29 protein-coding genes and 1 pseudogene are annotated in these 25,794 nt (G+C 33.4%); 20 read left to right on the top strand and 10 right to left on the bottom strand.

What is annotated here, in order from left to right; translation table 11 throughout:
- The first annotated feature begins 2 nt into the window (after nucleotides 1–2).
- Genes CSUIS_RS03785 through CSUIS_RS03820 form a run of 8 tightly spaced genes read left to right on the top strand, consistent with a single transcriptional unit; the run spans nucleotide 3 to nucleotide 7,009 of the window.
- Nucleotides 3–1,055 carry a type IV pilus twitching motility protein PilT gene (locus CSUIS_RS03785; RefSeq protein ID WP_086292565.1) on the top strand — a complete coding sequence of 351 codons (1,053 nt, stop codon included), beginning with the start codon at nucleotides 3–5 and terminating at the stop codon, nucleotides 1,053–1,055.
- On the top strand, nucleotides 1,055–1,636 hold the full coding sequence (locus CSUIS_RS03790) for a CvpA family protein (RefSeq protein ID WP_086297206.1): 582 nt from the start codon (nucleotides 1,055–1,057) through the stop codon (nucleotides 1,634–1,636). The genes CSUIS_RS03785 and CSUIS_RS03790 overlap by 1 nt, the downstream gene beginning before the upstream one ends.
- Nucleotides 1,633–2,103: a Fur family transcriptional regulator gene (locus CSUIS_RS03795; RefSeq protein ID WP_236860800.1), complete on the top strand. Its 471-nt coding sequence runs from the start codon at nucleotides 1,633–1,635 to the stop codon at nucleotides 2,101–2,103. The genes CSUIS_RS03790 and CSUIS_RS03795 overlap by 4 nt, the downstream gene beginning before the upstream one ends.
- A gap of 3 nt (nucleotides 2,104–2,106) precedes the next feature.
- The gene (lysS, locus tag CSUIS_RS03800) at nucleotides 2,107–3,600 is read left to right on the top strand and encodes a lysine--tRNA ligase (RefSeq protein WP_236860801.1); all 1,494 of its coding nucleotides are present in this window, start codon (nucleotides 2,107–2,109) and stop codon (nucleotides 3,598–3,600) included.
- Nucleotides 3,601–3,602: 2 nt separating this feature from the next.
- Complete coding sequence (locus CSUIS_RS03805) at nucleotides 3,603–4,847, top strand: serine hydroxymethyltransferase (protein WP_086292569.1); 1,245 nt, start codon at nucleotides 3,603–3,605, stop codon at nucleotides 4,845–4,847.
- Nucleotides 4,847–5,389, top strand: coding sequence for a DUF1882 domain-containing protein (locus tag CSUIS_RS03810; RefSeq protein WP_086297210.1), 543 nt, complete (start codon nucleotides 4,847–4,849; stop codon nucleotides 5,387–5,389). The genes CSUIS_RS03805 and CSUIS_RS03810 overlap by 1 nt, the downstream gene beginning before the upstream one ends.
- A gap of 9 nt (nucleotides 5,390–5,398) precedes the next feature.
- Entirely contained in the window at nucleotides 5,399–6,217 is an 819-nt protein-coding gene (locus CSUIS_RS03815; RefSeq protein WP_086297212.1) for an SPOR domain-containing protein, read from the top strand.
- Between the two features lie 9 nt (nucleotides 6,218–6,226).
- Complete coding sequence (locus CSUIS_RS03820; RefSeq protein WP_086297214.1) at nucleotides 6,227–7,009, top strand: shikimate dehydrogenase; 783 nt, start codon at nucleotides 6,227–6,229, stop codon at nucleotides 7,007–7,009.
- Here CSUIS_RS03820 and recR read toward each other — a convergent pair.
- From recR to CSUIS_RS03835, 3 genes are read right to left on the bottom strand one after another with little or no spacing between them, the layout of a single operon-like run.
- The gene (recR, locus tag CSUIS_RS03825; protein WP_086236777.1) at nucleotides 7,006–7,572 is read right to left on the bottom strand and encodes a recombination mediator RecR; all 567 of its coding nucleotides are present in this window, start codon (nucleotides 7,570–7,572) and stop codon (nucleotides 7,006–7,008) included. The genes CSUIS_RS03820 and recR overlap by 4 nt on opposite strands.
- Nucleotides 7,556–8,806 carry an ArsS family sensor histidine kinase gene (locus CSUIS_RS03830; protein ID WP_086297216.1) on the bottom strand — a complete coding sequence of 417 codons (1,251 nt, stop codon included), beginning with the start codon at nucleotides 8,804–8,806 and terminating at the stop codon, nucleotides 7,556–7,558. The genes recR and CSUIS_RS03830 overlap by 17 nt, the downstream gene beginning before the upstream one ends.
- On the bottom strand, nucleotides 8,803–9,474 hold the full coding sequence (locus CSUIS_RS03835; protein ID WP_086236775.1) for a response regulator transcription factor: 672 nt from the start codon (nucleotides 9,472–9,474) through the stop codon (nucleotides 8,803–8,805). Before CSUIS_RS03835 ends, CSUIS_RS03830 begins: the two co-directional genes overlap by 4 nt.
- A gap of 124 nt (nucleotides 9,475–9,598) precedes the next feature.
- Here CSUIS_RS03835 and dnaJ point away from each other — a divergent pair, with 124 nt between their 5' ends.
- Complete coding sequence (gene dnaJ / locus CSUIS_RS03840) at nucleotides 9,599–10,708, top strand: molecular chaperone DnaJ (protein WP_086297218.1); 1,110 nt, start codon at nucleotides 9,599–9,601, stop codon at nucleotides 10,706–10,708.
- Nucleotides 10,709–11,094: 386 nt separating this feature from the next.
- Here dnaJ and CSUIS_RS03845 read toward each other — a convergent pair whose 3' ends face one another.
- Nucleotides 11,095–11,187 carry a helix-turn-helix domain-containing protein gene (locus tag CSUIS_RS03845; protein ID WP_086292575.1) on the bottom strand — a complete coding sequence of 31 codons (93 nt, stop codon included), beginning with the start codon at nucleotides 11,185–11,187 and terminating at the stop codon, nucleotides 11,095–11,097.
- Between the two features lie 54 nt (nucleotides 11,188–11,241).
- Here CSUIS_RS03845 and CSUIS_RS03850 point away from each other — a divergent pair.
- A pseudogene (locus CSUIS_RS03850) lies at nucleotides 11,242–11,556 on the top strand (transposase).
- A gap of 133 nt (nucleotides 11,557–11,689) precedes the next feature.
- Here the strand turns inward: CSUIS_RS03850 and rpsR are convergent.
- From rpsR to CSUIS_RS03880, 6 genes are all read right to left on the bottom strand, one after another.
- Nucleotides 11,690–11,950 (bottom strand): 30S ribosomal protein S18, encoded by a 261-nt coding sequence (gene rpsR, locus CSUIS_RS03855; RefSeq protein WP_086224380.1) that lies wholly within the window; start codon nucleotides 11,948–11,950, stop codon nucleotides 11,690–11,692.
- A gap of 11 nt (nucleotides 11,951–11,961) precedes the next feature.
- The gene (locus CSUIS_RS03860; protein ID WP_086297220.1) at nucleotides 11,962–12,582 is read right to left on the bottom strand and encodes a single-stranded DNA-binding protein; all 621 of its coding nucleotides are present in this window, start codon (nucleotides 12,580–12,582) and stop codon (nucleotides 11,962–11,964) included.
- A 16-nt stretch (nucleotides 12,583–12,598) separates the two neighbouring features.
- Nucleotides 12,599–12,985, bottom strand: coding sequence for a 30S ribosomal protein S6 (gene rpsF / locus CSUIS_RS03865; protein ID WP_086297222.1), 387 nt, complete (start codon nucleotides 12,983–12,985; stop codon nucleotides 12,599–12,601).
- A gap of 88 nt (nucleotides 12,986–13,073) precedes the next feature.
- On the bottom strand, nucleotides 13,074–14,066 hold the full coding sequence (holA, locus tag CSUIS_RS03870) for a DNA polymerase III subunit delta (protein WP_086297224.1): 993 nt from the start codon (nucleotides 14,064–14,066) through the stop codon (nucleotides 13,074–13,076).
- Nucleotides 14,059–15,981 carry an RNB domain-containing ribonuclease gene (locus tag CSUIS_RS03875; RefSeq protein WP_086297226.1) on the bottom strand — a complete coding sequence of 641 codons (1,923 nt, stop codon included), beginning with the start codon at nucleotides 15,979–15,981 and terminating at the stop codon, nucleotides 14,059–14,061. The genes holA and CSUIS_RS03875 overlap by 8 nt, the downstream gene beginning before the upstream one ends.
- Nucleotides 15,978–16,790, bottom strand: coding sequence for an HDOD domain-containing protein (locus CSUIS_RS03880; protein WP_086297228.1), 813 nt, complete (start codon nucleotides 16,788–16,790; stop codon nucleotides 15,978–15,980). Before CSUIS_RS03880 ends, CSUIS_RS03875 begins: the two co-directional genes overlap by 4 nt.
- Before the next feature lie 143 nt (nucleotides 16,791–16,933).
- Between CSUIS_RS03880 and ilvC the strand changes: the two genes are divergently transcribed.
- From ilvC to glyS, 10 genes are all read left to right on the top strand, one after another.
- The gene (gene ilvC, locus CSUIS_RS03885) at nucleotides 16,934–17,956 is read left to right on the top strand and encodes a ketol-acid reductoisomerase (RefSeq protein ID WP_086297231.1); all 1,023 of its coding nucleotides are present in this window, start codon (nucleotides 16,934–16,936) and stop codon (nucleotides 17,954–17,956) included.
- Nucleotides 17,957–18,910, top strand: a complete 954-nt coding sequence (locus CSUIS_RS03890; protein WP_086297233.1) for a divergent polysaccharide deacetylase family protein — start codon at nucleotides 17,957–17,959, stop codon at nucleotides 18,908–18,910. It abuts the gene before it with no gap.
- Nucleotides 18,894–19,658: a DNA-processing protein DprA gene (locus CSUIS_RS03895; RefSeq protein ID WP_086297236.1), complete on the top strand. Its 765-nt coding sequence runs from the start codon at nucleotides 18,894–18,896 to the stop codon at nucleotides 19,656–19,658. Before CSUIS_RS03890 ends, CSUIS_RS03895 begins: the two co-directional genes overlap by 17 nt.
- Nucleotides 19,655–20,026 carry a Holliday junction resolvase RuvX gene (gene ruvX, locus CSUIS_RS03900; RefSeq protein WP_086297238.1) on the top strand — a complete coding sequence of 124 codons (372 nt, stop codon included), beginning with the start codon at nucleotides 19,655–19,657 and terminating at the stop codon, nucleotides 20,024–20,026. The genes CSUIS_RS03895 and ruvX overlap by 4 nt, the downstream gene beginning before the upstream one ends.
- Nucleotides 20,023–20,889 carry an RsmB/NOP family class I SAM-dependent RNA methyltransferase gene (locus CSUIS_RS03905; protein WP_086297240.1) on the top strand — a complete coding sequence of 289 codons (867 nt, stop codon included), beginning with the start codon at nucleotides 20,023–20,025 and terminating at the stop codon, nucleotides 20,887–20,889. The genes ruvX and CSUIS_RS03905 overlap by 4 nt, the downstream gene beginning before the upstream one ends.
- 90 nt (nucleotides 20,890–20,979) lie before the next feature.
- Nucleotides 20,980–21,813 carry a formyltetrahydrofolate deformylase gene (gene purU / locus CSUIS_RS03910; RefSeq protein ID WP_192940222.1) on the top strand — a complete coding sequence of 278 codons (834 nt, stop codon included), beginning with the start codon at nucleotides 20,980–20,982 and terminating at the stop codon, nucleotides 21,811–21,813.
- Nucleotides 21,813–22,301, top strand: coding sequence for a tRNA (cytidine(34)-2'-O)-methyltransferase (locus tag CSUIS_RS03915; RefSeq protein WP_086297244.1), 489 nt, complete (start codon nucleotides 21,813–21,815; stop codon nucleotides 22,299–22,301). Before purU ends, CSUIS_RS03915 begins: the two co-directional genes overlap by 1 nt.
- Entirely contained in the window at nucleotides 22,289–23,578 is a 1,290-nt protein-coding gene (locus CSUIS_RS03920) for an endonuclease/exonuclease/phosphatase family protein (RefSeq protein WP_086297245.1), read from the top strand. Before CSUIS_RS03915 ends, CSUIS_RS03920 begins: the two co-directional genes overlap by 13 nt.
- Entirely contained in the window at nucleotides 23,571–23,756 is a 186-nt protein-coding gene (locus CSUIS_RS03925) for a hypothetical protein (RefSeq protein ID WP_086236760.1), read from the top strand. The genes CSUIS_RS03920 and CSUIS_RS03925 overlap by 8 nt, the downstream gene beginning before the upstream one ends.
- The gene (gene glyS / locus CSUIS_RS03930) at nucleotides 23,740–25,764 is read left to right on the top strand and encodes a glycine--tRNA ligase subunit beta (protein ID WP_086297247.1); all 2,025 of its coding nucleotides are present in this window, start codon (nucleotides 23,740–23,742) and stop codon (nucleotides 25,762–25,764) included. Before CSUIS_RS03925 ends, glyS begins: the two co-directional genes overlap by 17 nt.
- The last annotated feature ends 30 nt before the right edge of the window (nucleotides 25,765–25,794 follow it).

Here is a 25,794-nt window from a genome sequence, read left to right on the forward strand (position 1 = left end):
GTATGAGTATAAGAACCTTTCTTGATTTAGTTATAGATAGGAAGGCTAGCGATCTACACTTAGTGGCTAGAAGTGTGCCAAAGATTAGAGTTGATGGTGAGCTTATATCTACTGGAAGTGTGGCCTTAACGCCAAAAGATGTAGAAGAGATCTGCTTGCCACTGCTTAGCCAAGAGCAAAAAATGGAGCTAAAATCTGCTAAAGAGCTTGATTTTATAGTAGATCTTAATAGGGCTGGTAGATTTCGTGCTAATTACTATTATACAATGAACGGGGAGCTTTGTGCTGCTTTTCGTATAATACCATTTAAAACGCCTACATTAGATGATATTTGTGCGCCTAATTTGCTATTTGAGCTTGCAAAAAAGCAAAAAGGATTGATACTAGTTACAGGTGCTACTGGAAGTGGTAAAAGCACAACTCTAGCAGCAATTTTAAATGAGATAAATCAGACACAAAATAGGCATATTATCACTATTGAAGACCCTGTGGAATTTATTCATACAAGTAAAAATTCTCTATTTTCCCATAGAAATGTAGGAAGTGATACTAGCTCATTTTCAAAAGCATTAAAATATGCCCTAAGACAAGATCCAGATGTTATTTTAGTCGGCGAGATGAGAGATAAAGAGACTATGGCGATGACGATTGAAGCGGCTCAAACTGGTCATTTGGTCTTTGCAACCTTGCATACAAACTCAGCCCCAAGCTCCATAGATAGGATTGTAGATAGCTTTAGCCTTAGCGATCAATCATACATTAGAAGCTCTTTGGCTTCATCTTTGATAGCTGTAATATCGCAAAATTTACTACCAAAAATTGGAGGTGGTAGGATTGCGCTTTTTGAGATTATGCTAAATAATATCGCAATTTCAAATTTAATAAGAGATGGCAAAACTCATCAAATACTATCTCAAATGCAAATTGGTAGTGCTCAAAGCGGTATGAGAGTGATGGCTAATGAAATTCAAAAAGCACTAAATGAGAATATAATTACAAAAGAGGTTGCAATGCGTTTTAATACTAAAAATTTAAATTTAATGGAGCAAAGTTGATGGATTTTATTACTTGGTTTGATATTATTGTTATCGCCGTTGTAGTGATTTTAGGGATTAAGGGTGTTATAAATGGCCTTATTAAAGAGGTATTTGGGCTAATTGGCATTATCGGCGGTGTGATCGTAGCTAGTAGAAATGCTAGTTTAGTAGGGGAGCAAATCAGCCTTTATCTATATGAGCTTAGTGATTCGGCGGAGTTTTTCTTTGGGTTTTTGCTTACTTTATTAATATTTTGGTTTGTATGTTTATTGCTTGGAAATTTGCTATCTAAAATGTTAAAGATGAGCGGACTTGGATTTGTAGATAGATTGCTTGGATTTTTCGTAGGGGCTGCTAAGATATTTTTAGTTTTTGCTATTTTGGTTGCGATTGTATCTAGAATTTCAGTTTTAAACCAAAAAATTTCTCCATATTTCAAAGATAGTAAGGTCTATCCAGTTCTTTTGACTGCTGGGGAGTTTATAATGGCTATGGATATAAGCAGCGTCCAAAATAGCTTAGAAAATGGCGAAATAGTCGTGCCTGAAATTTTAGATAGTAATGAGACAATGGAACAAAATTCAACTAAGGTGGAATAATGATAGAAAATATTGAGTATGATGCTTTATTAGAGCGTTTTAAGCGTGTGTTGCGAGATAATGGACTAAAATATACTAAGCAGCGTGAGGTGCTTTTACAAACGCTATATAATAATAGCGAACACTTTACTCCAGAGCAACTATATTTGCATATTAAGGAGCGTTATCCTGATTTAAATGTGGGTATAGCAACTGTATATAGGAGCTTGAATTTACTTGAAGAATCAGGTATGGTAACATCTATTAGCTTTGGGGCTCAAGGGAAAAAATTTGAACTAGCCAATAAACCGCATCATGATCATATGATTTGCAGACAGTGTGGTGTGATAGTTGAATTTGAAGATCAAGTAATAGAAAAACGACAATTAGCAATTGCTAAAGATAATGGCTTTAAGCTTACAGGTCATATAATGCAACTTTATGGCGTTTGTAGTGAGTGTAGTAAACAAAAAATAAAAGGAATTTGATTGATTTTTGATAATGAATTAGAGCAGACTCGTCTAGCTAAGGCTGATGAGTTAAGGCAGATGGGCGTTGCTCCATATCCGCATTTTTTAAAACGAGAGTTTAGTATAGCTAATTTTAAGAGTGAATTTAACTATATAAAAGATCTACCAGATGGCGATAAAAAAGCTACTAAAGAAGTAACAATAGCTGGTAGAATAAAATTAAAAAGAGTTGCTGGTAAATCCACATTTGCCAATATAGAAGATGAGAGCGGTAATATACAAATTTACTACTCACTAGCTAGTATTGGCGAAGATAGCTACGCTAAATTCAAAAAAAATCTTGAAGTAGGCGATATTATACTTGCTAAGGGGTATGCTTTTGTTACTCAAACTGGGGAGTTTAGCTTGCATGCAAGTCAGATAACTTTAGCTACTAAAGCTATATCTCCACTACCTGAGAAATTTCATGGTTTAACTGATATCGAGACTAGATATAGACAAAGATATTTAGATATGATTATGAATAGTGATGTCAGAGATGATTTTCTTAAGCGTTCAATCATAATTAGCACTATTAGAAGATTTTTTGAAGAGCGTGGATTTTTAGAAGTTGAGACGCCTATGATGCACCCAATAGCTGGAGGAGCAAATGCCAAGCCATTTATAACTCATCATAACGCACTAGGCGTGGATAGATACCTTAAAATAGCCCCAGAGTTATATCTAAAAAGATTAATCGTAGGTGGTATGGAGGCCGTATTTGAGATTAATCGTTGTTTTAGAAATGAGGGTATGGATCTAACTCATAATCCTGAATTTACTAGTATTGAGTTTTACTGGGCGTGGCATGACTATTTTGAGGCTATGGATTTGACTGAAGAGCTTTTTGCCACCTTGCTTGATAGGTTAAATTTAGGAAAAATTATCGAATTTGATGGAGAAAATATAGATTTTTCTAAGCCTTTTAGAAGGATTAAATATCTTGATGCGTTAGTGGAAATAGGTGGCATCGATAGGGATATTATAGGCGATAAAGATAAAATTTTAGCTAAATTAAGAGATGATAAATTTGAAGCAAATGATAAGCTAGATTTAGGTCATTTACAAGCTGAGCTTTTTGATAATTATGTTGAAAGTAAGCTTATTAATCCTACATTCATTACAGATTTTCCTATATCTATTTCGCCACTTTCAAGAAGAAGTGATGAAGAGCCAGAGATAGCACAGAGATTTGAGCTATTTATTGCTGGTCGTGAGCTAGCAAACGCATTTAATGAGCTTAATGATCCAGTCGATCAATATGAGAGATTTAAGGCTCAAATAGAGAGTAAAGACGCCGGTAATGATGAGGCTCATGAGATGGATGAGGATTATTGCGTAGCTCTTGGTTATGGTATGGCACCAACCGTTGGTTGGGGTCTTGGCGTTGATAGATTAGTAATGCTATTATTAAATAAAAAATCAATTCGCGATGTTATATTATTTCCAGCGATGAAACCAAAAATTAAGGAGTAGATATGAATTTAGAAAGTTACGATAAGGAGATTTATACTCTTTTAAATAAAGAGCTTGAGCGTCAGTGTAGCCATTTAGAGATGATTGCTAGTGAGAATTTTACCTATCCTGAAGTTATGGAAGTTATGGGTTCTATTTTGACTAATAAATATGCTGAGGGCTATCCTGGTAAGAGATATTATGGTGGATGTGAATTTGTAGATGAGATAGAGCAGATCGCAATTGATCGATGTAAAGCTCTATTTGGTTGCGAGTTTGCTAATGTCCAGCCAAATAGTGGTAGTCAGGCTAATCAAGGTGTATATGGTGCCTTTTTAAAACCAGGCGATAAAATTCTAGGTATGGATTTAAGTCATGGCGGTCACTTAACTCATGGAGCAAAAGTCTCAAGCTCTGGTAAATATTATGAGAGTTTCTTTTATGGTGTTGAGCTTGATGGTAGGATTAATTATGATAAGGTAGCTGATATAGCAAATATTGTCAAACCAAAAATGATAGTTTGTGGGGCCAGTGCATATACTAGAGAGATTGACTTTAAACGCTTTAGAGAGATTGCTGATAGCGTGGGTGCATATCTATTTGCCGATGTGGCTCATATAGCTGGGCTAGTTGTGGCTGGAGAGCACGCTCATCCATTTCCGCACTGCCATGTAGTAAGCTCTACAACTCACAAAACTCTAAGAGGTCCAAGAGGCGGTATAATTATGACAAATGATGAGGAATTTGCGAAAAAAATTAATAGCTCCATATTCCCTGGAATTCAAGGTGGCCCATTAATGCATGTTATAGCTGGTAAGGCTGTAGGATTTAAGCATAATTTAAGCGATGAATGGAAAGTTTATGCTAAACAGGTAAAAGCAAATGCAAAAAAATTAGGCGAAGTTTTAATTAGCCGTGGGTATGATTTAGTTAGTGGTGGTACTGATAATCACCTTGTGCTAGTAAGCTTTTTAAATAAAGAATTTAGTGGTAAAGATGCAGATATTGCTCTTGGTAATGCTGGAATTACGGTAAATAAAAACACAGTCCCAGGCGAAACTAGAAGTCCATTTATCACAAGTGGTATAAGGATAGGTAGTCCAGCACTTACTGCTAGAGGTATGAAAGAGAGTGAGTTTGAGCTAATTGCAAATCGTATTGCTGATGTGCTAGATGATATTAATAATGTTGATAAACAACGCAAAATCGCAGCTCAGCTTAAAGAGTTAGCTAATGAGTTTATTATTTATAATAAGGCGACATTCTAATGCAGCGTATAGATTTATCACTTATTAAAATGATAACCGATCACTACTATATTAAGCGAGATATGACGGTAAAAAAGATCGAGCATAAGGGTAGGTATTATTTTGATAAATTTGAAAGGGTAGATGAACCACTTAGCTTATCAGTCCAAAGAGAGCACGAAGAGAGAAAAATTGTTGTAGCACACTCTTTAATTAATAGGCTAAATAAGGTTGAAAATATCGTTTTTGACTATAATGGTAGAATGCCAGAACGATTTTGGCATAGGGCTCAACTGATGTTAAGAGAGGAGGGGTTTATAAATTTTACAGCCTATGAGAGCAAAACCCCAGGTCATCTACATCTATATATACATAAGGGTCACACCACCTTTATGGAGGGTTGTCAAATAGCTAACAAACTCTCAGTTATGCTATCACAGAAGCTACCACAAGAGTGGAGAATGTTTCCTACTATGGATTTGCCATTAGAGTATAATATTCTAGCTTTGCCATACGCTTTGTATCAAAAAGAACGAGGCGCTAGCTGGTCAAAGCATATGTAAAGGATAAATATGGAAGAGAATAATAATTTACAAGATATATTGCTAGATAAAAATGAAGAAGAGAAATCTGGCGGTGTACGTAAAATTTTAATTGGTGTGGCGTTGCTTGTTATCGTTTTTGTTGTTGTTTTAATTATTATGAAATTCTTAAATTCAGATAATAAGAACAAAAATAACGATATAGCCGATACTCTTTTATTGCCTACAGAGTTGCCTACGACTAATACGCCAGTTGGCAATGCCTCAAATGATCTTTTTGAGCAAGTGCCTATAGTAAGCGATACTACAAATTCAAAAGATAGTTTTGAAAATATAGTAAATGAGTATAAGAATGCTCAAGCTACTATGGAGACAGCGTCAAATACAATTACACCTGTATTGCCACCAAAGGTAGAAGAGCCATTTAGTATAGCTGAGCCAAAAGAGGTTAAAAAAGAGCCTACAAAACAAGAAGTATCTAAAAATTTAGAACCTAAAAAAGTAGAGAATAAAAAAGCTCAAACCAAACCAACTGAGCCTAAAAAGACTGAGCCTAAAAAGGCTGAAGTTAAAAAAGATAGCGTTAAAACAAACGCATCTCAAAGCAACCCATCTTTAGAAAAAGGTGCATATATACAAGTCGCTTCAGTATCCAAGCTAGATACAAATAGCGCCTTAATCAAAAAAATTGTAGCAAGTGGCTATAAATACAAAACACATAAAGTTGTAGTAAATGGCAATACGGTTATTAAAATTCTTATTGGGCCATTTGGTTCTGATTTAGAGGCTAATATGCAAAAAATTCGCCAAGATATATCAAATGGTGCCTTTGTATATAGGGTAAAATAGGAATTTATAATGCGCTATTTTGCTCTATTTGGTAACCCTGTATCTCACTCCATATCGCCTAGATTACACAATAGTGCATTACAAGGATTAGGGCAAAGCGGTATTTATGGCAGGGTATTATTAGAGCAAGGTAGTGATATTATTGCTAAATTTAGAAAATATAATCTATCTGGAGCAAATATCACTATCCCTTTTAAAGAGTCAGCTTTAACTCTTTGTGATGAGCTTGATAAAATTGCAGCTGATATAGGCTCGATCAATACTTTGGTTAATAAAAATGGAAAAATCAAAGGATATAATACCGATGCGCCCGGATTTATGATGGCGATTTTGGAATTTGGTAAGATTGATAAGGCTTTGATACTTGGTGCTGGTGGAACTGCTAAGGCACTTGCATATATTTTATCAATCAATGGCGTGGATGTTGAAATTTTAAATCGAAGTGATAAAAAATCCCAGTTTGTAAATTATAAATTTCACACTCATTCTAGCTTTACTCCTTCAGGTTATGATCTAGTGATTAATACTACTTCAGCTGGACTTTGCAAGAATGAGCTTCCATGCGATGAGGCTATTTTAAAAGATATTTTAGGTAGCTCTAAATTTGCCTTTGATGTGATATATAATAGACCAACTCCATTTTTGAATTTGGCTAAAGATATGGGATTGAAATTTAAAAATGGCAAGGATATGTTGCTTTATCAAGCTGTCCTTGCGTTTAATCTATTTTATAATAATAAATTTGATGAGCTTAAAATAACAGAGTTAATGAGTAAAGCATTTGAGCTTTAAAGCTCCTTTCTATCCTTAATTGCTTTAGTAAGCGAGAGCATATCTACATTCTCTAGACTTACACCAGTTGGGATTCCTTGAGCTATTTTTGTAAAATTAATATTAATATCTTTTAGCTGATCTTCTATGTATAGCATTATACCATCGCTATTTATACTTGGACTAAAAGCAAAGATTAGCTCTTTTGAGCTAAATTTAATTATCATATCTTTTAATTTTTCAACGCTTTGGATATCGCTAAATACAAAATATAGCCCATCAAATGAGTGAGAATCTTCAATGGTTAATATATCTTTTGGGCTTTCTACTACGCATATTAATGAGCTATCCCTACTATCATTAGCGCATATATCGCAAATCTCATTTTGGCTAATTCCTCCGCAGATTACGCAATGTTTTAGATTATGAATTGAATTTTCTATAGTGTGAGCTAAATTTAGACCAAAAAATGGATCTTGAAGTGCTATATAATAGGCATATTTTATGGCTGATTTTTTGCCTACACCAGGAATTTTGCCAAATGCTTCTACGAGATTATCAAATTGATCAAGATTTTTCACTATTTACACTTCCAAATTTAATACAAAACTCATGAAACCCATCTATATAATTATAATCTAAGCTAAATTTATGCATAGAACAGATATGCTCTATAATATAAAGCCCAAGCCCCATACCGCTAGTTTTAGCATTATTATCTCTAATGAATGCTTGTTTATAATGCTCAATTGAGCGATTAAGCGGTTTTCCATGATTTCTTATATAGATTGCGTTATTATCGCACTTTATAATTGCCTTTTTATCATCAGAATATTTTAATGCATTATCTATTAAATTTTTAATCGCAAGCGAGAATAACTGAAAATCCACTTTTAATAGTGGATCACAGATTAATTCTACCTTGACATTACTATCAAAATCATCTAAAAGCATCATATCCTTAGCTTGATCTAGTATAAGGCTGAAGTGATACTTTGCGTAATCTAAGCTATAACTTTTGCTTAATAGCTGTTCTATCTTAGCAAATTCATTAATCAATATATTTAGCCGCTCAAATATAGCTATCAAGCGTTCTTTTTGGGTCTCATCTTCGATCATTTCACTTACTATTCTACCCTTGCCAATTGGCGTTTTTAGCTCGTGCATAATGGTGCGTAAAAATAGCTGTCTAGAGAGTATTAAATCCTTAATTTTACAAGCCGCGTTATTAAATTCATATGCCACTTCGCTTATCTCATCATTGCCTTTGGTAAAATTAACCACGCATACGCTATCCATATTTCCAGCTGCGAATTTGCGTATATCGCTACGAAGTTTCTTAAGCGGGATTAGGCTTCTAAAAATCGATACATACAAAGATATAAACAACGCCATAACAATGATAAAACTAAATAATAAGCTATCATTTCCGCTATGTAGGGTTGATTCTAATAGTATAGTTACACTTTGATTTTTAATGCGTAAATATAGATTATTTTTATAACTGATGGTATCTACTGTGCCAATTAATGTATCAGCACGGCTTACAATTGTGCCATTATCAAAGATTGCTTTTTGTAAATTTACATTTTTGACATAGGCTAGATCAAAATTTCTAAAATATCTCTCCCAATCTTCTGGCATATTTGATTTTTGATATAGCGAGAGTAGCCAATTAATTGAGTTGTAATGATTCTCCCCAATCTTGCCTAATATCCTCTCATTTTGTAGTTTGAAGAACATAAAAAATAGTGTGCAAATCACGATAAATCCAATAGCAAATATTATCGTGATTTTAGTAGTTAGAGAGTATCTCATCCGACTAGTTTATATCCTATTCCGCGGACTGAAAATATATGCTTAGGTGATTTTGAGTTATCACCAATCTTTGTCCTTAAACGACCGATTATCACATCTAAACTTTTAGAATCTTTATCTTTTAGGCTCTTGCAATGATAGACTAATTGCTCTCTTGAGACTGAAAAGCTATGCTGTTTAATAAGATACTCTAAAATTTCATACTCTGCTGGAGTTAGGGTAAGTGGTGTGCCATTATATGATATTTCATGGCGTTTATCATCTACCCTAAATAGCGTATCAGCTATCTCTTCTTGAACTTCATTGCTTTTTTTATAGCGACGAATTAAACTTGTGATTCTAGCATGCATCTCTTTTGGGTCATACGGCTTTGGCAAGTAGTCATCTGCGCCTATTTGAAGCCCAACAACTCTATCATTTACATCACTTCTAGCTGAGCTAATAATGATAGGAATATCATATTTTTCTCTAATCTCTTTACAAACTTCCAATCCATCCATACCTGGCAAGGTTAAATCAAGTATTAAAAGATCATAATTTTTAATCCCTGCACTAAGACCTAAATATGGATCTTCGTAATTTGTAACTTTGATATTAAATTTTATCAAATATTCAGATAAAATTTGAGCAAATTCTGGATCATCTTCTATCATTAATACATTTATCATTTTTGACTCCTAGTATTAAAAATTAGCGACATTATACCAAAAATTAATAATAAATTTGCTTTTTATGTATAAATTTAGTAATTTTTAGATAAAATCGCCAGTTAAAATTATAAAGGAAGATATTTTGGAATTTGATTATTATGAGATATTAGAGGTATCAAGAGATGCTAATAGCGATACCATAAAAAAGGCTTATAGAAAGCAAGCGCTTAGGTATCATCCAGATAGAAATCAAGGCGATAAAGAGACTGAAGAGAAATTTAAGCAGATCAATGAAGCCTATGAGGTCTTAAGCAACGCAGAAAAAAGAGAAATATACGATAGATATGGTAAAGATGGATTAAAAGGCATGGCCGGTGGCGGCTTTAGTGGCGGATTTGACTTTGATGATTTGGGCGATATATTTAGTTCATTTTTTGGTGGTGGATTTGGCTTTAGTCAAAAGGGCTCTAAAAGTAGATATAAATATGCTTTAGATATAGAAATAGGGCTTACGCTTGAATTTAATGAAGCGGTTTTTGGCTGCGAGAAGGAGATAAAATATAGATATAAAACTCCATGCCAAAGCTGTAATGCAACTGGCTCAAAAGATGGCAAAAAGCAAACTTGCCCTAAATGTGGTGGAAGTGGCAAGATAGGAATTCAGCAAGGATTTATGCAGTTTGTGCAAACTTGCCCGGAGTGCTCTGGAACTGGTGAGAGTATTAAGGATAAATGCCCTGAATGTAGCGGTAATGGCTTTAATGAGATAAGCGATAGCATTAAGATAAATATTCCAGAGGGCGTAGATAACGCAACAAGGATAAGGGTTAGTCAAAAGGGTAATAGATATGAGGATATGAGTGGCGATTTATATGTTCGTATTGTTGTAAAAGATGATGAGCATTTTCTTAGAAATGGAGATGATGTATATATAGAAATTCCAGTATTTTTTACTCAAGCAGCACTTGGCGATAGTATTAAGATACCTACACTTAGGGGCGATACGATTTTAGACTTGCCAGTAGGAGCGAAGGATAAGCAGCAGTTTGTAATACCTAAAGAGGGTGTTAAAAATGCTCGCACTAAGCAGCTTGGCAACTTAATAGTTCAAATTTCAATCCAAATGCCTAAAAAGCTAAATGATGAGCAGATAGAGCTTCTTAAAAAACTTCAAAATAGCTTTAGCGTTAAAAGCGGCGAGATGGCTACTGATAAGGGAATTTGGGATAAGATTAAGAGTTGGTTTTCATAGATTTTGGATATTATAAGGTTACTTAATAATTAAGTGGCTTTATAAATATCATAATTATATATTTTAATCTTAAAAAATTTAAATAGAAAATATCTATTTAAATTTGATGATTGCTTTAGGGATTTTTGCTTTATAATTTTAAAATTTTCTCACCTAAGATATATAAAAATTATTTGAGTTATAAATTGATAAGTGTGATGATGAATGCCTAAAGAGCGTTTGACTTGATGGGTAGAGTGTATAAACATACTTTGATGCCACGCCATTGCTATCTTTAGAGAAACTTTGGGTGATTATTATCCTAGATTTATTAAGTTTTATTTTGTTATCAAGTAAAATATTCTTCTTTTATGCCTTTACTAAATTACTCTTTAGTCTAAAAATAATTATAAACCCACTCTAGCACAGTCAAAGTATTTATAAATTAACTCTTTTTGTATTTTAATTGGGTAAATTCTATACTTTATGACACTTAACAAATGTTATCTTCCACATTTTTTATATAATTGTATTATAAAGGTGTAAAGTAAAAAATGAAAAAGAATAATTATAAACTGTGTGGTTATATTTCTACAAATTGCTCTAAACACAATCTAAAAGCACATATAATTTAGCGATATAAACCATATCCATTTAATGATATAATATTTACTATAAGTTAGCATAGGCTCTATTATTTAATATATAAAGCAAATAACCACTTTTTATGTTTGGCGTGATGAAAGATTCGAAGTATTTAAAAAACATTTTTAAAAATAAAAAATCTTTTGGAGTGATGGATTTTTGCTTGTAGTATAGAAGAGATAAATTCTAAAACAATCAAAGCTTATATAAAAAATCAAGAATAGTTACTCGCTAAAGCTCTTAGCATTTAGACCAATCACTAAAGCTTGTCGAGATTTGTTTAATGCGGTTTAAATTTGATTATAAGGCTAAAAGAGATTATGTAAAAGCAAACGCCCTAAAGTAGGGCGCTGTGTATTACAAACCTTCAAATGGATTTGTAACTACATTTTTTCTATCTACGATGTATGGTATTAAGGCAACATGTCTAGCTCTTTTAATTGCTTTTTCTACCATCTCTTGGTGTTTTTTGCTTGTGCCAGTTAAGCGTCTTGGCATAATTTTAAATCTTTCAGATAGGCATTGTTTTAAAAGTGCCGTATCTTTATAATCGATAAAATCAATCTTAGCTTCTGTAAATTTGCAATATTTTTTACTATATTTTCTTTTTTCTGCCATTGTGTATCCTTTTAAAATGGAATTTCTTCATTTTCGGTGCCACTATCAAAATTTGATTTAGTAGGTTTGTTATCATATTTAATATCGGCATCAATGTCAATCTCTGGGACTTTTTCTTGGTATGGCTCTGAATCCATCTGTTTTTGATTATAGCTACGATTTTGAGAGTAGTTATTATTTTGGTTAAATTCTCTATTAAATCCACCGCTATTTTGGTTATACTCTCTATTTTGATTATACATATTTGTGCTATATCCGTTGTTAGCGTAGTTTGGCTCATTGCCATCTTTAATAAATCCACCTTGATTTTGCTGCCCTCCTAGCATCTCCATATTTTCTACTACTACTGAGTGCTTGGAGCGGTTTTGTCCATTTTGGTCTTGCCAAGTGTCAAATTTAAGCCTACCTTCGATTAAAACTTTACTACCTTTATTTAGGTATTGATTTGCCACTTCTGCTTGACGACCAAAAAAAGTTATGTCAATAAAGCAAGTTTCATCTCTTCTTTCGCCATTAACATTAAATTTACGATTAACGGCCATTCCAGTGCTGCCTACAGCGGTACCACTTTGGATATATCTAAGCTCAATATCTCTAGTTAAATTTCCTACTAAAACTACTTTATTAAACATAATTTAGCCTTTATATCTACTCTTGTTGAGCTGCTTTTTCTTCTGTTTTTGGCTCTTTTTTAGGTTGAGTTAATTTCTGACCTTTGCTTAGTTTTTCCCAAGCTGTGATCTCTTTTTTGTTTTCATATTTTACAGGTAAGAATCTAATAACCTCTTCAGTTATTCTTAAATTTCTTACTAATTCAGCGATTAATTGAGTTGGAGCTTTGAAATAGATTACAAAGTATGTGCCACGCTCATATTTATCAATTTTATAAGCCAATTTGCGTGTGCCCATTTCAACTACACTAGCGATTTCGCCACCATTTTTTGTGATGATCTCTTTAATGAAATCAGCCTTAACTTTAACTTCATCTTCTGTAAGTGTTGGCTTTAAGATGAATAAAAGCTCATAATGTCTCATATATTCTCCTTATGGATTTAGCCCTTTTTCTGCCAAAAGAGCAAGGAAATTTGCATAAAATGCGGTTTGAATTATACTGAAAAATTACTTAAAATTTGCTGTTTTTATTTAGTATATCTTGTAAATTTAAAAGCGATGAGAGTAAATAGCACTCTTTATCTATATTGCTTTTGCATTTTAGATCAAATTCAATCTCGTTTAAAAATTTAAATATTTGAGAGTATTGTGAAATTTTTATCGATATTGCTTGAGATTGGAGTTTATTTAGGATTTGTGGCGGGGGAGTGTATCCTAATACAATTTTTGGGTCAAATTTTCCACTAGTTTTAATTGAGCTATGGATCAAATATAGTCTATGAAATGCCTTAAAAAGCATATTTAAAAGGGCAATTTCGTTAAATGAGCTATCGTTTATAAACTCAAAATAGTCGCTATTAATACTTTTTTTGCTAATTATTTTATCAAATAAAGCATCAAATCCAATTCCATTTAAGGGATAAACTCGCTCTTTTATCTCTTCTAAATTAAATTTAGTCGCTATGGTTGCAAGTTTATTTAGCTCACTAGCACTAAGATATAGATTTTCATTTTGTAAGTTATAAATATATAAAAGAGACTGGCTATCTATATTAAGACCAAGGATTTTAGCGTGATTAGATAGAATTTGATTTACCTCTATGGCACTGCTAGGTGGGAAAAATCTAACGAAATTTAATCCAAAATGCTTCTTTATATCGCTTAAGGATTTCTCATCGCCTTCGTGTAACTCAAAGATAAAGATATTATTTGGGTTATTTTGACACTGAGAGACTAGCTCTTTTGTATCTTTAGATGGGATTTTTTTATCGCTTTTGATGTGCAATAAATTTGAATTAGCAAATAGCGAAGGCTCACTAAGATGCGAAATCGCAAGGCTAAAATCATAATCATCATAGTATAAGCTAAGCAAATTATCATTATTAAATTTTTTTAAAATTTCCTTAGCGTAAAACTCCACTTGATAGCTCTCAGCACCATAAAGTAAGAAAAAATTTGGTATATTAGCAGAGTTTAGAAGTGCTATAAAATCCTTTTTATACATCTAAAATTTCCACCACTTTTCCTAAAATTTTAGCCGTTGGAATATCTACTTCTATGATTTTTACCATCACCGGAGTTAGTAAATCGCAAGTAAAATTATCTAAAAAAATCCTAGCTCCCTTTATCTCATCATCAAGTCTAGCGATAGTTTGATTGCTATTTTCATATATGTAGCATTTAAAAATTTTATCTATATTTTTTGCTGCAAAACGGGCAAATTTACGATCCATAAAATCCCAAGCGACCTTATCGGCTTCTCTTTCTAATACATTTAAATTCGCACAAAGCTCATCAATGCCTAGCATTAGGTAGTTTGTCAATTTAGCATCATCTTGAGCTTTTAAAATTCTATGAAGAATTAAATCAGAGTATCTACGAATAGGGCTAGTAAAGTGTGAATATAGCTCAAATCCAAGCCCAAAATGCCCCCTTGATACACTTGCATACTCGGCTCTTTTTTGTGCTTTTATGATGAGTTTATCTACATCTTCTCTTATATTTAGCTCATTAGCCTTAGCTTGAATTTGAGCTATCATAGATACTAGATCGCTTGTTGGTTTTACGCTAATTCCAAGCAGGTTAAGGTCATCTAAAAGAGCGTTTATTTTATTAAAATCTGCTGGTTCGTGATTGCGAAATATGCCCTTATTTACTCTTTTTGCTGCAGCTTTATTGGCTAAGAGCATGCACTCTTCTATAAGTGAGTGCGATGGAGTGGAGCTTTCAAATTTAGTTGATTTGATATTGCCATTTTCATCAAGGCTCATTCTAAGCTCTAATGTGTGGAAGTCAAAGCCATTTTTAAGCCGTTTTTCTTTTAATTTTTGAGTTATATTAAAAAGTGGTATTAGCCACTCTTTTATCTCATTTTGACACTCAAATTCACCATTTATTAAGCTATCAACCTCATCGTAGTTAAACCTTCTTTTGGAGTGAATTACACAGCTTATTAGCTCCTCTTTAATGGCTTCTAAATTTGAGTTTAAGCAGATTTTAAAAGCAAAGGCAAGTCTATCGCAATTTGGCTTTAAAGAGCATATATTTTCGCTAAGCTCTCTAGGTAGCATTGGCACAGCAATATGCGGAAAATATATAGAAAAGCCCCTAAATCTAGCCTCCTTATCAATCCCACTATATGGGCTGACATATTCGCTTACATCTGCGATGGCTATGTAAATTTCATTTGTATTTTTATCAAAGTATATCGCATCATCAAAATCCTTAGCATCAACTGGATCAATCGTGCAAAATGGTAGATGAGTAAGATCAATCCTATCTGGATACATACTTTTATCAACCTCATCGCCAAAGCTAATTGCCTCATTGCTTGCTATTTTAGGGAAAATTTCGCGTTTATTATATAGTGCCATAGAGATTTTTTGATCCACATTTGGATCGCTTAATACCCCTAAGACCTCTACAATATCATTATCTAAATTATTTATTTTTAAAACTGTGCCTTGAGGTAGCTCTTTTAGGGATTTTTGACTGGCTTTTAGAGCTATTGTGATGGAATTTGGGATTGTTACGCCCATTATAACAGAGCCAATTTTTTTAGTATAGACCACGCTTGTTTCATTTGCCATAAACAATACAGCCACAACGGCTGCTTTTTGGCGTGGCTTTTTAAATTTAGTTAGTTTAGCAAGGACAATATCGCCAAAGTGAGCTCCGCATAAATCACGATTTTCTATCATTAAATCTTGCTTAAATCTACTATCATATGGGTATAAAAATCCAGTTCCATTGCCAGATATATCGAGCTTTCCGCAGACAAAGCCGTCATTTAGATAGTATCTATTTTTATGTTTTGATACGGCCTTTATCTGCTCTAAAACTCTTAAAATTTCAAGCTCACTTGACTTTATATATTTGCTCTCTAAGCCAGTTGTTAAAGAGTTTAAAAATGCTCTCAATTTCTTACTTTTTCTATGGCGTCTAGGTATGATTTAACATCAAGATTATAAAAATCTAAAAGCTCTTTTGAGCTATCAATCTGACTTTGTGATAGAGTGCCAAAAATATTTATACTATTGCTTATGATATTTAAGATTATACAGTGTTTTTTCACATTATTTGGTGCGTCAGATGGATTTAATAAATATCTAATAGCATTTGAAATTTCTGGCTCTAAATTCCAGTTTTTAAATATCTGTGCTGTTACCATCTGGCTTGAGATACCTACCATATCTATCTCTAAATTATATAGCTCTATTGGGGTTGATATACTTTGTATTTGGGATTTAAATTTATCTGATTTATTAGAGTCTATTAGCTCTTTAGCGATTACTATTTTACCTATATCCATCATAAAACTAGCCGGTGATATGATATTTAAAAGCCCACGATCTATCTTATTACACCAGTTAAATGCTAAGGCATTTTGCATTGTTGCTAACTCCATAAATTGAGTTTCACTAATTCCATATGGAGTTAAATTTATTTTAAAATTTTTACTTACAGTCCCAGCAAGGGCAAATCCTCTAATAGTCGCCATACCAAATAACGCCACGGCTCTATCAACATCATTTATCTCTCTACTAAAGCCATATAATGGGCTATTTGCTGAACGCAAAATATTTGCTGTAAGCATTGGGTCTTGGTGGATTACGCTAATTAACTCTGCTATATCGCTATCATCATTGCTACAAATCTTTTGAATTTTGATAATTGTCTCATCAAGTGGTGGTAGAGATTTTATACTTTTATATATTGATTCATTCATTGAAATTTCTCATAATAATTTTTGATTGATTTTCATAATTTTACTATGATTGAACTTAAATTTTGGATAATTTTTTTGAAAATTTATTAAATTTAAATTTTAATAATGTATAATTGCCATTTATTTTTTACTAAAGGAAGATTATGGCAATAACAGTTTATTATGACAAAGATTGTGATTTAAGCCTAATTAGATCTAAAAAAGTAGCTATGATAGGCTTTGGCTCTCAAGGTCACGCACACGCTGAAAATTTAAGAGATAGTGGAGTAGAGGTTATCATCGGACTAAATCCAAATGGCAAGAGCTGGGCTAAAGCAGAGGCTAAAGGCTTTAAGGTTATGAGCGTAAGCGAAGCGACAAAAGAAGCTGATGTTGTGATGATACTTACTCCTGATGAGTTACAAGCAGATATTTTCAAAGCTGAAATTGAACCAAATTTAAAAAGCGGTAGTGCAATCGCATTTGGTCATGGATTTAATATCCACTATGGTCAAATCGTCCCACCAAAAGGCATTGATTGTATAATGATAGCACCAAAAGCTCCAGGCCACACTGTAAGAAATGAATTTGTAAATGGCGGTGGTATCCCAGATCTAATCGCAGTAGCTCAAGATGCTTCAGGCAAAGCAAAAGATATAGCTCTAAGCTATGCTAGTGCTATTGGCGGTGGTAGAACTGGTATTATAGAGACTACCTTTAAGGCTGAGACTGAAACTGATCTATTTGGTGAGCAAGCTGTATTATGTGGCGGACTTTGTGCGCTTATAAATGCTGGGTTTGAGACCTTAGTAGAGGCGGGATATGAGCCTGAGATGGCGTATTTTGAGTGCTTACATGAGATGAAATTAATCGTGGATTTAATCTATCAAGGTGGTATGGCTGATATGAGATACTCTATTTCAAATACAGCTGAATTTGGCGATTATGTAAGTGGCAAACGAGTGGTAGATGAGAGATCAAAGGCAGCTATGAAAGAGATTTTAAAAGAGATTCAAGATGGTACATTTGCTAAAAATTTCATCTTAGAGCGTAAAGCCGGATATACAAAAATGAATGCTGAGCGTAAATTAAGCGATGAGAGTTTGCTAAACAAAACTGGCGAAAAATTAAGAGCTATGATGCCTTGGATAAATAAAGGTAAATTAGTAAATAAAGATAAAAATTAATTGGCAAAGCGTAGCAAAAAGAGCACCTCAAATGGCGAGGTGCTTGTATATTTTGGTATTTTAATATCTATTATAGTTATAATTGGCGTTGTCTATTTAGCATCAAACACTAAAAAAGAGAGTGTAAGCTTTAAAGCTATTGATAATATTGATAGATATTTCGAAGGTAAAAAAAGGGATTATACCATCCTTGATAAGCCTAAAAATATAGATGAAAATCAGACGCAAAATGATATTAAATTTGATGAAAAAATAGAACCACCAACTACGATAAATAGCATTGATTTAAAATCGGATAAACCAAATTTGGCCATAATCATAGATGATATATCTACATTTTATCAAGCTAAAAAGATTAAGTCTTTGGATATGAATATCACCCCTTCTATATTTCCACCTAGTAAAAACTACCCAAATAGTGCTAATGTGGCTAAGGATTTTGAGTTTTATATGATACATTTACCACTTGAGGCGATGAACTACCAAGCACAAGAGAAAGATACCCTAAAAGTAGGCGATAATATCGCAAAAATAGAAGCACAAATTTATAAAATCAGATCAAATTTCCCAAATGTCATATATATAAATAACCACACAGGAAGTAAATTTACAAGCGATTATAACTCTATGAAAAATCTATTTAAGACACTTAAAAAGCATAATATGATATTTATCGATAGCTACACCACCAAAGATTCTAAAGCTAAGATTTTAAGCGATGAATTTGGCAATAAATATCTAAAGCGAGATGTTTTTATAGATAATATCAAAGATGAAAAAGCTATAATTAGTAAGCTAAAGGAGAGTATAAAAATAGCTCAAAAAAATGGTTTTGCTATAGCCATCGGACATCCATATGAGCAGACTTTTAAAGCTCTAAAAGCCATAAAAAGTGAGCTAGAAAGCCAAACTAGATTAATACTTTTAAAGGATATGTATGAGCTTTATCACTGAATTTAAGCTAAATTCAAATTTCCAAAATCCGCCAAAAAAGCTATATTATAAGGGGAATTTAAAATTATTAGATTATCCAAAAGTTGCGATTGTAGGCTCACGCAGATGCTCATCTTATACCAAAAATATGACTATAAATTTAGCTTCAACCCTTAAAAAATATGGAGTTTGCGTAGTTAGTGGGGCAGCCATTGGGGTGGATATTTGCGCTCATACCGGAGCGTATCCGCATACAATCGCAGTTTTTGGCAATGGTTTAGATCAAATTTATCCTATTCAAAACTCCAAAATCATAAAAGATATTTATGAAAATTCATTAGCGCTTAGCACATATGAGCCAGATATCACAGCAAAGGGGTGGCAATTTTTGGAGCGAAATTTAATCACAGTGGCTCTAAGTGACGCAGTTGTCGTAGCTCAAGCTGATATTCAAAGTGGCTCTATGAGTAGTGCTAGGGCTGCTATTAAATTTGGTATTCCGCTTTATGTATTGCCTCAAAGGCTTGGAGAAAGTAGTGGAACAAATGAGCTATTACAAAGTGGTAAGGCACAGATTATCACTGATTTTGATAAATTTGCTATGAAATTTGGCGTGGAAAATTATGATAATATAGGCGATGAAGTGGTGGAATTTATCAAGCAAAACTCAAATTTCGATGATTGTTATGCTAAATTTGGGGATTTGATATATGAGTATGAATTAGATGGTAAGATTGCCATTGATGGCATTTATGTGAGAATTTTATGATAGTTGCTATTGATGTTGGACTTAAACGAATTGGCGTAGCTATAAGCCTAGAAGGCAAAATCGCTATCCCAAGCACCCCAATCTTGCGTAAAAATCGCAATCAAGCCGCAAGAGATGTAAGCGATATGCTAAAGGAAAAAGGGGCAAAAATCTTAGTCGTTGGCTTGCCAAAGGGTGGAAGCTCTGAGGCTGAAATGGAGCGTAGGATTAAGCATTTTATATCGCTTTTAGAGTTTGATGGAGAGATTTGTTATCAAGATGAATCTTATAGTAGCGTTGAGGCTAGTGAGCTAGTAAGCAATAAGCGAGATGGCAAATTTGATAGCATAGCAGCGATGATAATTTTAGAGAGATTTTTAAATAGATGAGTTTTAAAGATTATTTAAAATCTAGCTTAAATAACGCTGATTTTCAAAGGGTTTGGGATAGCTTTTTTAAGCCTAAAAGTGTTGGATTTTATTTAAATTTACTTAAATTTGATAAAGATTATATTATCTCAAATTTAGATGATTTAGGGGTTGAGATTAGGGAAATTTTGCCTAATTTTTATATATGTAAGAGTGAATTTAAAGAGATTTTAACCCGCTGTGAGCTATTTAATAACGGAGCGATATATATCCAAAATCCAAGCAGTTATTTAGCAGTTTTAGCCCTAAATCCGAGTAAAAATGATGCAGTTTTGGATATGTGTGCTAGTCCAGGTGGAAAGAGCATTGCATTAGCAAATATGATGGGAAATAATGCTAGTTTAGCAGTGATAGAGAGCGATAGCAAGAGATTTTACACATTAAAGGCAAATTTAAATAAATATGGTTGCGAGTGGGTGAGAGCTTATAATAAAGACGCAAGGAGCATCTCAAGAACTTGCGTGGGTAGATTTGATAAGATTTTGCTAGATGCACCATGCTCTAGCTATTTGCATTTTGGTGATGGGTTTGTGGAAAAATCAGCTAAAGAGATTAAGGCCATATCAAGATTACAAAAGCAGCTTTTAAATTCAGCTCTTACAGCTTTAAAGCCAGGTGGAAGCGTGGTTTATAGCACTTGTACATTTTTTGAATGTGAAAATGAAGAGGTGGTAAAAAATGGGTTGAACTCTAAATTTGATATTAGCATTGAGCCAGTTAGCTTTGGTTTAGATAGTGAGATTGTGGGGGAATTTGGGCTTAGAATTTTACCAGATTGTGATATGGACGCATTTTTTTTGGCTAAAATTATTAAAAATAGTTAATTTTGATATATAAGCAAAGCGGTTAATTTTGGCTAATTTTTAGCAAAAAAATTGTATAATCTACCGAATTTTTCTAAAATTTTTGGAGATATTGTGGATTATATTTTAAAGATTGATTGTAATGATGAAAAGGGTCTCATTTTACGAGTTAGTGAAATTGTATTTAAGCATGGATTAAACTATGTTAGCACGAGTGAATTTGTAGATCATGAAAATAGTAGATTTTATATGCGTGCTGTGGTTGTAGGGCAGGTAAATACTATTGAGTTTAAGAATACTTTAAGTGCATATTTACCAAGTGATAGTGTGATATTTTTTGAAGCTATTAAGAAAAAAGATATAGTAATCCTAGCTACAAAAGAGAACCACTGCTTAGGTGATTTGCTTATTAAGCATAGTAGCGGGGATTTAAACGCAAATATTTTAGCTGTGATTGCTAATCACGATACTTTGCGTCCATTAAGCGATAAATTTGATATACCTTTTATCTATATTAATGCCGATAAAATAGAGCGAAGTGAGCATGAGAAGCTGGTATTAAATGAGTTGGCAAAATATAAATTTGACTATATGGTTTTGGCTAAATATATGAGAATTTTAAGTCCTAATTTTGTCAAGCAATATCCAAAAAAGATTATTAATATCCATCACTCATTTTTACCAGCATTTATCGGAGCAAATCCGTATAAACAAGCCTATGAGCGTGGCGTGAAGATTATCGGAGCTACGGCGCATTTTGTTACTGATGATTTAGATGAAGGGCCAATTATCACTCAAGATGTTATAAGGGTAAATCACGAAATGAATTGGAAAGATATGCAAAAAGCTGGTAGAGATGTGGAAAAAATGGTGCTTAGCAATGCTTTAAATCTTGTTTTTGATGAGAGAGTTTTTGTTTATAATAATAAAACGGTGATATTTTAATGTTTAATATCGTTCTTGTAAATCCAAAAATTCACACAAATACCGGTAGTATCGGTAGAATGTGTGTAAATTGCGGAGCTAAATTACACCTAGTTAAGCCTCTTGGATTTGAGATTGATGATAAGCATTTAAGGCGTGCTGGACTTGACTACTGGGCGAATTTAAATCCCATAATTTGGGAGAGTTTAGGGGAGTTTTTAGAGGCGAATTTGGAGTTTAAGGATAGATTTTTCTTTGCGACCACTAAGTGTAATAAATTATATTTTAAGGCTAAATTTAATCCAGAAGATTATCTGATTTTTGGTGGTGAGGATTGTGGGTTGCCTCTTGAGCTGATGAGATTAAATAGGGATAATTGCATCACAATTCCGATGACAAGCCAAGGAAGAAGCCTGAATTTAGCCACTAGTGTGGGGATTATTACCTATGAGGCTATCCGCCAAAATATAGATAAATTTGATTTTAGGGATAGTGTATGCGAGTTTTGATTGCTTTTATGCTGCTTTTTGGAGTGCTGTTTTCATCGGAGTTAAAGATCGCTACATATAATGTTGAAAATCTTTTTGATGATAAGATTAGCGGTAGCGAGTATGCTGATTTTAAATCAAATAGATGGAATAGTGCGAAGTATCATCAAAAATTGCAAAAAATCGCTAGAGTTTTAAAGGAATTAGATGCTGATATTATCGCTTTAAATGAGATTGAAAATCAAAATGTAATTGAAAAATTGGCCGATTTAAGCGGATATAAATATTATAAATTTGCTACCACAAAGGGTGCCCCAGTAGGGCTTGGACTGCTTAGTAGATATAGGATTAGTGATAGTATGGTTTATATAGTGCCAAATGTCAAAACTAGGCCGATATTGATGAGTAGGGTTGAATTTGATGGTTATAGTGTTGAGTTTTTTGTAGCTCATTTTCCAGCGGCTAAAAATCCACTTAAAAGCAGAATTGCCGCAGCCGATACTATGAAAAAGGCTGTAAAAAATAGTAAAAATGGGGTGATTTTAGGCGATTTAAATAGCAATTATGGATATAAATTTCTGCTTAATGATCTTGATGAATGGACGAATTTATGGGAGTTTGTCCCTGCTAGTCAAAGAAGTAGCTATAAAAATGGCAAGAGTGCGATTGATCATATAATATTAAGTAGTGATTTAATGGGTGGAAATTTGCGTTATAAAGATGGAAGTTTTGGCGTTTTTAAGGCAAATTTTATGGATAAAAGCTACTCTGATCACTACCCTATATATGCAACTCTAAGCACAAAATCACTCTTTGAAGATCTGCCTAAGGTATCGATTAATCAGATTAAATCTACCAAACAAAGGGCTAAAATCACTGGGGTAATTGTGTATAAGGATAAAAATGGCTATATAATCTGCGATGAGAGTAGGCGTGGAATTTATATCTATGAGAAAAATCCATCGCTTAGCGTTGGGGCTAAGGTTGAAGCGGTGGTAAATAAAATTGAGAATTATAAAGGAAATATCGAAGTTACTAGCCTATCTTATATAAGTGTAGATACTGAATTTAAAGCAGATGAGAGCAAGTATTTAATGGATAAAAAAGATATTAGTATAGCTACAAGTGGCGATGTGATAGGTGATATTACTTTAGATATTAGTGGTGGATTTGCTAAAATATCTAAAGATAAATTTAAAATTTACTCCCCAAATCGTAAAATAAGCGATGGGAAAATAGCGGTTAAAAGGGCTGTTGTTTGGAATTATAAGGGGCAAAAGGAGCTGATAATTGAGTGATTTTTTAGGTTTTATGGGTTGGGTTGTCGTTATATTTATTATTTTTGTCCTTGTCGTTGGGTTTAATCGCCAAATGATGGAGAAAAATAGGATTAGAGATGAGATAGTAGCTGCTAGAAAGGCAGCTAAGGATAAAAAGCAAAAAATAGATGGAGAGAGTAATGAGAATGTTGATTGAAATTGGAGTAGAAGAGCTTCCTGCGATACCATTTTTAAAAGAGCTTGGCAATATCAAGCCTAAATTTAAAGCCGTATTAGATGAGTATAATATTAAGTGTGATTTTAAGCTTGATTATACCCCTAGAAGAGTTGTATTGCATGGTGATATGGATGAATTCGCTGGTGATAAGGTGGTTGAGAGTATCGGCGCACCAAAGCATGTGGCGCTAGGTAGTGATCATAATTGGTCCGCAGCGGCGATAGGATTTGCCAAAAAGTGCAGTATAAGCTTAGATGAGCTGAAATTTGAAAATATTAATGGCAAAGAGGTTTTGTATCATAAGAGCGTGATTAAGGGAGATTTGAGTAAAAATCTGCTTGATAAGGTTATAAATAAGTTTATATCATCTTTAAATTTCGGTAAATCTATGAGATGGGGAGATGGCAAGTATGAGTTTATCCGTCCGATTAGATCTATTGTAGCGGTTTTGGATGATGAATTAGTGGATATGGAGATTTATGGCGTTAGGTCGCAAATGGCATTTTATCCGCATAGATATTATGGCTATGAGATGGTAAAATTTAGTAGTATAGATGAGTATTATAGTGCTTTAGAGCTTAATGGAGTTATCCTTAATGCTGATAATAGACGCCAAAAAATCTTAAATGAATTTAAACAAATAGAGCAAAATAGTGGTTTAAAAATCGAATTAGATGAGGATTTGCTAGATGAAGTTGTGGCTATTACAGAGATGCCTACCGCGCTTATGGGTAGCTTTGAAAAGGAATTTTTAGAGGTGCCAAGCGAGGTTATTGTTACTTCTATGAAGGAAAATCAGCGATATTTCCCATTATATAATCAAGATGGAAAATTAAGCAATCACTTTGTGGTAGTTAGCAATTCTATTAGCAGCGATTCAAATTTAATAATCAAAGGCAATGAAAAGGTGCTAAGAGCTAGACTTAGTGATGCTAAATTTTTTTGGGAGAGTGATTTAGCTAGTGAGTTTAGCTCAGCGAAATTAAAAAATATCACCTATTTAGCCGGTCTTGGCTCAATGTATGATAAAGAGATTAGAGAGCGTGATATTGCAAGAGAGCTAGCTAAAATCTATGAAAAAGAGCTTAAAGATGAGTTTGGCGGTGAGTTTATAGATGAGCTTGATCGTGCTGTGATGCTTAGTAAGGCTGATCTTACTACCTCGATGGTGTATGAATTTACTGATCTTCAAGGGATTATGGGGAGCTATTACGCTCAGTATAGAAAGGAAAATCGCTTTGTAGTTGAGGCTATAAAAGAGCAGTATCTGCCTAATAAAGAGGGTAGCGTTTGTCCTAAGAGCTACTTTTCTAGTATGGTAGCACTATCTTCTAAGCTTGATACTTTGATGGGGTTATTTAGTATAAATAAAATCCCAACAGGCAATAAAGACCCATACGCATTAAGGCGAGCCGCAGCTGGGATTATACGCATTGTTTTAAATTTAAATATAGAGTTTGATATTAAAAAAATCCTATCTTTAATAGCTAAAAATTATGCTAAATTTAACTTAAATAGCTTAGAGGAATTTATCACAGATAGGCTTTATACTATGTATAGTGCTAATCCATCGGTTATAAAAGCTTGTTTAAATAGCGGTATAAGCGATATTAAGAGATTAAACTCAGCAATAATCGCTCTAGATGAAATCAGCAAAGATAGCGAATTTAAAGAGAATTTCTCCACATTTAAGCGATTAGCTAATATCATTAAAGATAGCAAAATTATCAAAGTAGATGAGAGTCTAATGGAGCATGAGAGCGAAAGAGCATTACACCTAGCATTTATCTCTTTAAAGCTAGATATTAGCGATACAAAGGGCTATTTATCAACTCTATTTAATCTCAAGCCACAAATTGATGAGTATTTTGATAATGTTATGATTAATAGCGATGATCCAAAGATTAAGGCAAATCGTATATCGATAATTGGTCAAATTTACCAAGCATTCTTAAAAGTAGCTGATATTAAAGAGATAACTATATGATTTTAGATCCCGCTTTAAGGGATCGATTTT

The organism is Campylobacter porcelli (assembly GCF_002139855.1).
Taxonomy (GTDB): domain Bacteria; phylum Campylobacterota; class Campylobacteria; order Campylobacterales; family Campylobacteraceae; genus Campylobacter; species Campylobacter porcelli.